This window comes from Citrobacter sp. Ca225 (genome assembly GCF_030337175.1).
GTDB classification, from domain to species: Bacteria; Pseudomonadota; Gammaproteobacteria; order Enterobacterales; family Enterobacteriaceae; genus Citrobacter_A; species Citrobacter_A amalonaticus.
On the sequence record NZ_JAOWCD010000103.1, the window covers coordinates 372876 to 382418 of the forward strand.

At 52.0% G+C, this 9543-nt stretch carries 9 protein-coding genes; 4 read left to right on the forward strand and 5 right to left on the reverse strand.

Annotation, left to right across the window (positions count from 1 at the left end):
* Positions 1–11: 11 nt before the first annotated feature.
* From OGW13_RS25605 to glpE, 3 genes are all read right to left on the reverse strand, one after another.
* Positions 12–770: a DeoR/GlpR family transcriptional regulator gene (locus OGW13_RS25605; protein WP_042998447.1), complete on the reverse strand. Its 759-nt coding sequence runs from the start codon at positions 768–770 to the stop codon at positions 12–14.
* 15 nt (positions 771–785) lie between these two features.
* Positions 786–1616 (reverse strand): rhomboid family intramembrane serine protease GlpG, encoded by an 831-nt coding sequence (gene glpG, locus OGW13_RS25610; protein WP_042998448.1) that lies wholly within the window; start codon positions 1614–1616, stop codon positions 786–788.
* Positions 1617–1690: 74 nt separating this feature from the next.
* Entirely contained in the window at positions 1691–2023 is a 333-nt protein-coding gene (glpE, locus tag OGW13_RS25615; protein ID WP_042998449.1) for a thiosulfate sulfurtransferase GlpE, read from the reverse strand.
* A 197-nt stretch (positions 2024–2220) separates the two neighbouring features.
* On the opposite strand from glpE, the gene glpD reads away from it, so the two are divergent.
* The 4 genes from glpD to OGW13_RS25635 all read left to right on the forward strand — a co-directional run bounded on the left by glpD (position 2221) and on the right by OGW13_RS25635 (position 8142).
* Positions 2221–3729, forward strand: coding sequence for a glycerol-3-phosphate dehydrogenase (gene glpD / locus OGW13_RS25620; protein ID WP_044253534.1), 1509 nt, complete (start codon positions 2221–2223; stop codon positions 3727–3729).
* 410 nt (positions 3730–4139) lie between these two features.
* Positions 4140–5471: an MFS transporter gene (locus tag OGW13_RS25625; protein WP_044253536.1), complete on the forward strand. Its 1332-nt coding sequence runs from the start codon at positions 4140–4142 to the stop codon at positions 5469–5471.
* Positions 5468–7183 carry a dihydroxy-acid dehydratase gene (gene ilvD, locus OGW13_RS25630; protein ID WP_044263849.1) on the forward strand — a complete coding sequence of 572 codons (1716 nt, stop codon included), beginning with the start codon at positions 5468–5470 and terminating at the stop codon, positions 7181–7183. The genes OGW13_RS25625 and ilvD overlap by 4 nt, the downstream gene beginning before the upstream one ends.
* A gap of 53 nt (positions 7184–7236) precedes the next feature.
* Positions 7237–8142, forward strand: coding sequence for a dihydrodipicolinate synthase family protein (locus OGW13_RS25635; protein ID WP_054176523.1), 906 nt, complete (start codon positions 7237–7239; stop codon positions 8140–8142).
* Between the two features lie 49 nt (positions 8143–8191).
* Here OGW13_RS25635 and OGW13_RS25640 read toward each other — a convergent pair whose 3' ends face one another.
* Positions 8192–8947 carry an IclR family transcriptional regulator gene (locus tag OGW13_RS25640; RefSeq protein ID WP_042998453.1) on the reverse strand — a complete coding sequence of 252 codons (756 nt, stop codon included), beginning with the start codon at positions 8945–8947 and terminating at the stop codon, positions 8192–8194.
* A gap of 266 nt (positions 8948–9213) precedes the next feature.
* On the reverse strand, positions 9214–9543 hold a 330-nt coding region (locus tag OGW13_RS25645; RefSeq protein WP_202096121.1), incomplete at its 5' end, for a transposase.

Below are 9543 nucleotides of genomic sequence, written 5' to 3' on the forward strand. Positions count from 1 at the left end.
TCATCAACGCGTTAGCACAGTTCCAGTTGAATATGGTTATCGGTGATCACCTTCATTACCCCTGCTGGGGGCAGAGCATCGGTATATACCGCATCCACCAGACTGATACTGCCCATATTCACCATCGCATTACGGCCAAACTTCGAATGATCCGTCACCAGTATGACGTGGCGGGAATTCTCAATAATTGCGCGCTTGGTACGCACCTCGTGATAGTCGAATTCCAGCAGCGAGCCGTCACTGTCGATGCCGCTGATCCCCAGAATGCCGAAGTCCAGGCGGAACTGAGAAATAAAGTCGAGCGTCGCTTCGCCAATAATACCGCCGTCCCGGCTGCGAAGTTCACCACCCGCGAGAATAATGCGAAAATCCTCTTTTACCATCAGCGTGTTCGCCACGTTGAGGTTGTTGGTCACAATACGTAAATTGCTGTGGTCGAGTAGCGCGTACGCCACGGCCTCGGGCGTGGTCCCGATATCAATAAACAGCGTTGAACCGTTAGGGATCTGCGAGGCAACTTTACGCGCAATACGCTCTTTTTCCGCCGTCTGCGTGGCTTTACGATCGTGCCACGGTGTGTTGACGGAACTGGACGGTAGCGCCGCGCCACCGTGATGACGCAGAATCATGTTTTGTTCGGCCAGGTCATTGAGATCCCGGCGAATCGTTTGTGGGCTAACGGAGAAATGCTCCACCAGCTCTTCAGTACTGACGTATCCCTGTTTTTTTACCAGCTCAATGATTGCATCATGTCGTTGTGTTTGTTTCATTGTTATTCCCTGGAACTATGTTCGTTTTCGCGCATTTAACGTATCCGCGAACGCCATTGCCAACCCAACTGCCAGCCCGGCGATATGTGCGCCATTGGCCATCGACATCCCAAACAAATCAAACCATCCGGCGACGATCCAAATCAGCGCGAAAATAATCAGCCCGCGCTGCAGGTAGATTCCGCTTTGCGGATCGCGCTCGCCACGCAGCCAGACGTAACCCATCAGCGCATAAACGACGCCGGAAAGCCCGCCGAACCACGGGCCGCTAAACTTATGCTGCACATATCCGCTCAGTAGGGCGCTGATGACCGTAATCACTATCAGTTTGCCGCTGCCTAAACGTTTTTCAACCGCACCGCCAAGATACCACCACCACAGCAGGTTGAAGAGGATATGCATCAGCGAAAAGTGCATGAAGGCGTGAGTGAAGTAGCGCCAGACGTCAAACTGTAATGATGGGTCAAACGGCCAGGCCAGCCACACCATCACGGTTTGATCGCCAACGATATTCATGACGATAAATACCAGAATGCAGGCCGCCATAATCAGCCAGGTGACCGGGCCGGCACGCTCACGCAGTGTGGCAATAAACGGGAAGCGGCGATAACGCAGCCCACTACCAGTATGACCGGACTGCCAGCTGGCCGCGAGATAGCGCGGATCGCCAGGGTTCTCCATAAAACGCGCCAGCTCAGCATGCACACGTTCGGCCTGCGTTTCATCCGCCAGCCAGACATCGCTTTGATGATGTTGTTGAATGGTCAGGATAACACCCTGCGTCGCCATGTAATCAACAAAGGCCTGTGCCACGCGGGGGTTAGCAAAAGAGGTAATCATCAACATGGTTGCTGTCGCTTAATCCATACAAAAGAGGACAGTATATATACCCTTCTAATTTCAAGCTGCATCTTTGTTGGCTATGAAGACGAACCGTATGCCACTTCGGCAGGGAAATGGCGATGCCAGGCGTCAAAACCGCCATCTACGCTGTAGACCGCGTCATAGCCTTGCTGAAGCAAATATTGCGCCGCGCCTTTACTGCTGTTGCCGTGGTAGCACATGACCAAAACCGCCGTATCGAAATCGTGATCGCGCATAAACGAGCCCAGCGTGTCGTTCGTCAGGTGAAATGCCTGGGGAGCATGCCCCATCGCATAACTTTGTGGATCGCGGATATCCACCAGTACCGCCGCGCCCTGATGCAGCTTCTGGTGCGCTTCTTCAACATTAATACATTCAAACTGATCCATACATTCTCTTCTTTATCGTGCAGGTGAAACGTTTTCGGCATTTTATCCGTTAGTGTACGTCCCCATGGGAGTGAAACGCCATAATGTTATATGTATCACTGTAAATTGTTTATTCGATGTTACCAATGGAGCGTTTCTTTGCTATTATGCTCGATAACGAACATTTATGAGCCATAACGAAAGCGCACGAGGGCAGCATGGAAACCAAAGATCTGATTGTGATAGGGGGAGGCATCAACGGTGCCGGTATCGCGGCAGATGCCGCTGGACGCGGTTTATCCGTGCTGATGCTGGAAGCGCAAGATCTTGCGTGCGCAACCTCCTCTGCCAGTTCTAAACTCATCCACGGTGGCTTGCGCTACCTGGAACACTACGAATTCCGGCTGGTGAGCGAAGCGCTGGCTGAACGCGAAGTGCTGCTGAAAATGGCCCCGCATATTGCCTTCCCAATGCGCTTTCGCCTGCCGCATCGCCCTCACCTGCGTCCGGCATGGATGATTCGTATTGGTCTGTTTATGTACGATCATTTAGGTAAACGCACCAGCTTACCGGGTTCTGCCGGTTTGCGTTTTGGCGCAGAGTCGGTACTGAAACCGGAAATTGTGCGCGGTTTCGAATATTCCGACTGCTGGGTCGACGATGCGCGTCTGGTGCTGGCCAATGCCCAGATGGTGGTGCGAAAAGGTGGGGAAGTGTTAACCCGCACTCGTGCAACCTCTGCGCGTCGCGAAAACGGTCTGTGGATCGTCGAAGCCGAAGATATCGATACCGGTAAGACATTCACCTGGCAGGCGCGTGGGCTGGTCAACGCCACGGGTCCGTGGGTGAAAGAATTTTTCGACGAAGGTATGCATCTGCCTTCGCCATACGGTATTCGCCTGATCAAAGGTAGCCACATCGTGGTGCCGCGCGTCCATACCCAGAAACAAGCCTACATTCTGCAAAACGAAGATAAACGCATTGTGTTTGTTATTCCGTGGATGGATGAGTTCTCCATCATCGGCACCACCGACGTCGAGTACAAAGGCGATCCAAAAGCGGTAAAAATCGACGAAAGCGAAATCAATTACCTGCTGAAAGTGTACAACGCGCACTTTAAGAAACAGCTTGGTCGTGACGATATCGTCTGGACCTATTCCGGCGTGCGTCCGCTGTGCGACGACGAATCCGATTCACCGCAGGCCATCACCCGTGATTACACGCTGGATATTCATGACGAAAATGGCAAAGCGCCGCTGCTTTCTGTCTTCGGCGGTAAACTGACCACCTACCGTAAGCTCGCCGAGCACGCGATGGAGAAACTGTCGTCGTACTATCAGGGCATTGGCCCGGCATGGACCAAAGACTGCGTGCTGCCAGGCGGTGAAATCGGTGGCGATCGCGAAGACTACGCGGCGAGACTGCGCCGTCGTTATCCGTTCCTGACCGAATCGCTGGCGCGCCATTACTCACGCACCTACGGAAGCAACACAGAGTGGATCCTCGGCGAAGCCACCTCTGTCGCGGATTTAGGCGAAGATTTCGGCCATGAGTTCTACGAAGCAGAGCTGAAATATCTGGTAGACCACGAATGGGTTCGCCGTGCAGACGATGCGCTGTGGCGTCGTACCAAAGAAGGGATGTGGCTCAACGCCGAACAGCAGTCTCGCATGACCCAGTGGCTGGCAGAGTACGTCGCGAAACATCAGCTTTCACTGGCATCGTAATCTCCTCACGCCCGATAGCGACACGCTATCGGGCGTTTTTATGTTTCCCTCTACAACACAACGCGCACTGCGGTAACGAAACACTTACTTCCCCGCCCCTGAAATCCTCAAAAAACACCGCCATTCCCCGTATGGAATACGTTGCCTGTTCGCGTGTGCGTTCTTTATCCGGCGAAAATCGGTAACCAGAATCAGCCTGTCAGCCATTCCCCTTTGTTTTCAACCCTCTTTTTTTTCGTGCCAGAACACTTTCCGGTGAGTGTTGCAGCAGGATATGAAGCAAATCACAAAATATAACCTTGCTGAGAATATGGAATTGACGCTCAAAATTTATCCCCTCATAGTATCTGCATACAGAACAATAGTTCTCTATACAGAACAAACTACCTCTACTATTAAGGGATGCGCTAATGAGCATTGAACTCGATAAACCAACTACGCGAGGGCGCTGGCTGCACATCATTCCAGCCACCATCCTCGTTTATATCGTGGCTTACATGGACAGGACGAACATCGCAATTGGGATTGCGGGAGGAATGGACGAAGACCTGGGGATGACCGCCTCGTTTGCCGGTCTGGTCGCCGGTATTTTCTTTATTGGTTATATCTTTTTGCAAATTCCCGGCGGTCAAATTGCGGAACGATACAGTGCCAAGAAATTAATCGCCTGGACCATCGTCGCATGGGGCGGGTTCGCGCTGCTGACAGGCTTCGTCCAGACTCCAACCCAATTACTGATTATCCGCTTTGTCCTTGGCGTCGCTGAGGGTGCGGTCTATCCCGCTATTCTGGCGCTGATCGGTCACTGGTTCCCTAATGAAGAACGCGCAAGAGCGATTGCCTATTTCCAGATGAACCTTGCCGTGGCCTCAATCATCACCGGGCCGCTTTCCGGCTGGCTGATCGAAACCTATGGCTGGCGAGAAATGTTCATCATCGAAGGCTTACTTTCTCTCGGCCTGCTGTTCGTCTGGCTGCCTTTGGTTTCTGACCATCCTCATCAGGCCAAATGGCTGGATCCTAAAGAGCGCGCCTGGATCGAACAGAAACTGCAGGCCGATCGCGCACTGACGATCGCCGGTGAGACAAGCAGCATTCGCAATGTTCTGAGCAGCATTAACTTATGGAAACTGATCGGTATCTATTTCTTCGTGCAGGTTGGTTTCTACGGCTTCGCCCTCTGGATGCCAAACCTGATTAAACACCTGACCGGCAGCGGAATGACTATCGTCGGCTTACTGACTGCGGCACCGTACATTTTGTGCATCGTCGGTCAGTACTACATTGCCAAATGGTGCGACAAAACCATGAATCGCCGCCTCTATACGGCAATTCCGTTGCTGGGCTTTGCCGCCTGTCTCGCACTCTCCCTGCTGTTGAAAGATAACATCTGGCTGGCGTACGGCATGATGGTCATCTGCGGCTTCTTCCTGCAGGCCTATGCGGGACCGTTCTGGACATTACCGCCATTACTCTTCTCTCCCAACGTGCTGGGCGGCGTACGCGGCACCATCAACGCATTAGGCAACATTGGCGGTTTTATTGGTCCTTATCTGGTGGGCCTGTTAACCGTCACATTCTCACAAACCGCAGGGATGACGGTGCTGGTTGCCGCACTCCTCATCGCCGTCGCGCTGCTGTTCAGTTTACCTTCGGTTACTGCCCGTCCTGCAGGCAGTAGCAACCCTCATCATGCATCGGCGCCTGAGACGTCGCTCAAACAAGAAGGAATCGCCAAATGAGTCAGAAATGCCAACACGCCCGTGACCTGTGGTCACAACTGGACGCCCTGCGTCTGGGGATGAATTACACCAAAGAAGATGTCAATAAACTGCAGGTTCTGGTGGATGATTGCTATGGCGAAAGTCATCCCGGTAGCTTTCATCTTAATCATCTGGGCGATGAAGCCGTCTTAGGCATTCACGAAAGCGGCGGTCGTGCCGTTCGTCACCACGTGACCGATATTTGTGATGGCTGGGGTCAGGGTCATGACGGGATGAACTATATCTTAGCCTCCCGTGAGGCTATCGCGAACATGGTCGAAATTCATGCTTCCGTCGTACCATACGATGCCGGTATCTTGATCTCCAGTTGTGATAAATCGATCCCGGCGCATCTGATCGCCGCTGCGCGCCTGAATCTTCCGATGCTGCATATCCCCGGCGGCTCAATGCGTCCGGCACCGAATATGAGCACGTCCGATCTCGGTGGTATTACCGCCAAACTCAAGAAAGGCGAGATAGGCATCCAGCAGGTGGAAGCCATGCAGCAGTGCGGTTGCCCGACAGCAGGCGCGTGCCAGTTTATGGGCACCGCCAGCACGATGCAGTGCATGTCTGAAGCGCTCGGTCTTGCCTTACCGGGAAGCGCATTGCTGCCCTCGACACTGGCGGAAATTCGCCGCATCGCGCGAAACGCCGGTCATCAGGCGTTATACCTGGCAGAGAAAAATATCACGACGCAGAAAATTCTCACGCCTGCCGCCTTTGAAAACGCCATTAAGGTCCATGCCGCCATCGGTGGCAGCACCAACGCCATGATCCATCTCCCGGCGATCGCCCATGAACTGGGTTGGGAACTGAAACCTGAGTTGTTTGACCAGATAAACAATGAGATCCCTTACCTCACCAACATTCAACCCAGCGGTCAGTATGTGACTGAAATGATGTGGTTCGCGGGCGGCGTGCCGATGGTGCAATGGTATCTTCGCGACTATCTGGATCTGGATGTCCTGACGGTGACTGGCCGGACGCTGGGGGAAAACCTGGAAATGCTCCATCAGTCCGGTTTCTTTACCCGCAACCACGGTTATTTGAGTAATTATCGGGTCAGCCCGGAAGAGGTGATTCGTAAGCCGGAAAACGCCACCAAGAAAGGGTCGATTGCCGTGTTAAAAGGCAATATCGCACCAGAAGGCGCAGTCATTAAATATGCCGCCTGCGCGCCAGAGATGCACCACCATACCGGCCCTGCGCGCGTTTTCAATTCGGAAGAGGATGCCCAGCAAGCCATTATTCATAACCACATCGAACCGGGTGATGTCATTTTTATCCGTTATGAAGGGGCTAAAGGTTCGGGAGCACCGGAGATGCTCATGACCACAGACGCGATTGTTTACGACAAACGTCTTGATGGCAAAGTCGCCCTGATTACCGATGGTCGTTTCTCCGGCGCAACCAGCGGCCCTTGCGTCGGCCATGTTTCACCGGAAGCCGCCGATGGCGGTCCCATTGCGCTTGTCGAAGACGGCGACCTCATCGAAATGGACGTCAAGGGGCGCAAGCTCAACATTGTGGGTATTCACGGTGAGTACAAAACAGAAGAAGAAATTCAGCACTGTCTTGAACGCCGTCGGACAAACTGGACAAAACCGGATTATTCAAATCGACGCGGCGTCTTTAAGCAATTTACGACCAACGCAACCTCATTAATGGCGGGAGCCTGGATTAAATAACGTCCCTGGTGGGCGGCATTATCGCCAGCCCACCTGCTTTTAAGGATAAAATCATTATGCAAACTGAAAAATTCAACGGTGTCTTTCCGCCTGTTCCGACCATTGTTAATGCCCAGGGGAAATTAGATAAGAAAGGGATGGCGACCTTACTTGACCATCTTATTGCGAACGAGGTTAATGGCGTATTATTACTTGGCAGCGGCGGTGAGTTCTGCCATATGACAAAAGAGCAGCGTCTGGAAGCCGCTGAGTTTTGCGTTCAACATATCAATCATCGAATTCCGGTGTTGTTAGGGATCAGCAGTACCAGCACGCAAGACGTCATTGATTACGGTCGGCATGCTGACAGTCTGGAAGTCGATGCCGTACTGGTCCTCAATCCTTATTATGCACGACTGACCGATGAGTATATTTATCACCATTTCAAAACTGTCGCCGAAAGTATCAACACGCCGGTTATCCTCTATAACTTTCCGGCGCTTACCGGCCAGGATCTCAGCATTGATTTAATTACCCGGCTGGCACATGACATTCCCAATATCATTGGCATTAAAGATACCGTGGATAACATTAGCCATATTCGCGAAATTATCAATACCGTACGACCGGCTCGCCCTGATTTTGTTATTTTCTCTGGTTACGATGAATATATGATGGACACGTTGATCCTGGGAGGAAATGGCGGGATCCCTGCAACTGCTAACTTTGCTCCGCAGTTAACCTGTGGAATTTATCGTGCCTGGCGCGAAAAAGAATATGAGACCTTGTTTCGCCTGCAACGTCGACTGTCTGCGTTATCAACTATTTACAGTCTGGATACGCCTTTCTTCGGGATTATCAAAAAAGCCATTCAACTCAGTGGCATTGATATCTCGGTTGAGGTCATGCCGCCAGTGCAACCGGCAAATGAGGCACATATCACCAGCCTGAAAAAGGTTCTACAGCGCGCCGGGTTGTAACTCTCATCAGCGGGCTTAGCGCCCGCCTTTTCATTTAGCAGCGAAAAGACTAGCGCAACATCGACGACAGGCGACGACTGGCATCCATCATCTGCATGGCAAGCGTTTCTCGTTTATCATCCGGGATCTGGAACGCGACGCCTGACACACTCAAGGCCGCCACCACCTTCCCTTCGGCATTAAATATGGGCACCGCGATACAACGGACGCCTAAAGAATCTTCTTCGTTATCATAGCCCCAACCGCGCTGACGGATCCCGGCTAATTCCTGCTTGAGGATATCCACATCGGTAATCGTCGTTTCGGTATAGCGCGTCAGAACCTGATCGGGCGGCAGCAACTCATCCAGCTCTTCCGAATTAAGCCAGGCAATCAGCACTTTCCCCAGACCAGAACTGTGCAGCGAAAGGCGCTTGCCCTCCCAACTACGGATCACAATTGCCTGTGGGCTTTCCAGCTTGAGAAGATAAATAGGAGAGTCGCCTTCAAGTACGCCAAGATGACAGGTTAAACCCGTCGCATTACGAATTTCTTCCAGTACGGGCAGCGCGATTTTTTTAATATCGTACTGTTCAGCGGCTTTATTCCCTAATTCGTAGAGCCGTAACCCAAGATAATATTTGTCTTTTTCCTGACGCAATAAGCCATGCGCAACCATGCCCGTCAGTAAAGAAGAGGTACTGCTTTTTGCGATTCCTGAATTTTGATGAATTTGCGTGAACGTCGCGCCATCGCATTCCATCAGATAAGCGAAGACGCGCATAATTTTGTCGAGGGCAGGAATCGATGTTGTGATTTTTTTCATATACTTATCAATTAATTATAATTAATTCCTCGGACACTATACACCAGCAGACGGTTATTATTCCATATCAATGCGCAATCACCGCGCACAAAAAAGGAGCCCGAAGGCTCCTTTTTTAAGGAAGGTGCGAATAAGCAGGTCATTTCTTCCCAAGCTGACTCGCTGATTAAAATTTCGCGGATCTGGGCCGATTTTTTTCCCGCAAACACATCGAATCAGCCTATTTAGGCTATTTTTTCCACCATTTCTGGCGTTATTTCCGGTTTTTACTGAGATCTCTCCCACTGACGTATCATTTGGTCCACCCGAAACAGGTTGGCCAGGGTGAATAACATCGCCAGTTGGTTATCGTTTTTCAGCAGCCCCTTGTATCTGGCTTTCACGAAGCCGAACTGCCGCTTGATGATGCGAAACGGGTGCTCCACCCTGGCACGGATGCTGGCTTTCATGTATTCGATGTTGATGGCCGTTTTGTTCTTGCGCGGATGCTGCTTCAAGGTTTTTACCCTGCCGGGACGCTCGGCGATCAGCCAGTCCACATCCACCTCGGCCAGCTCCTCGCGCTGTGGCGCTCCTTGGTAGCCGGCATCGGCTGA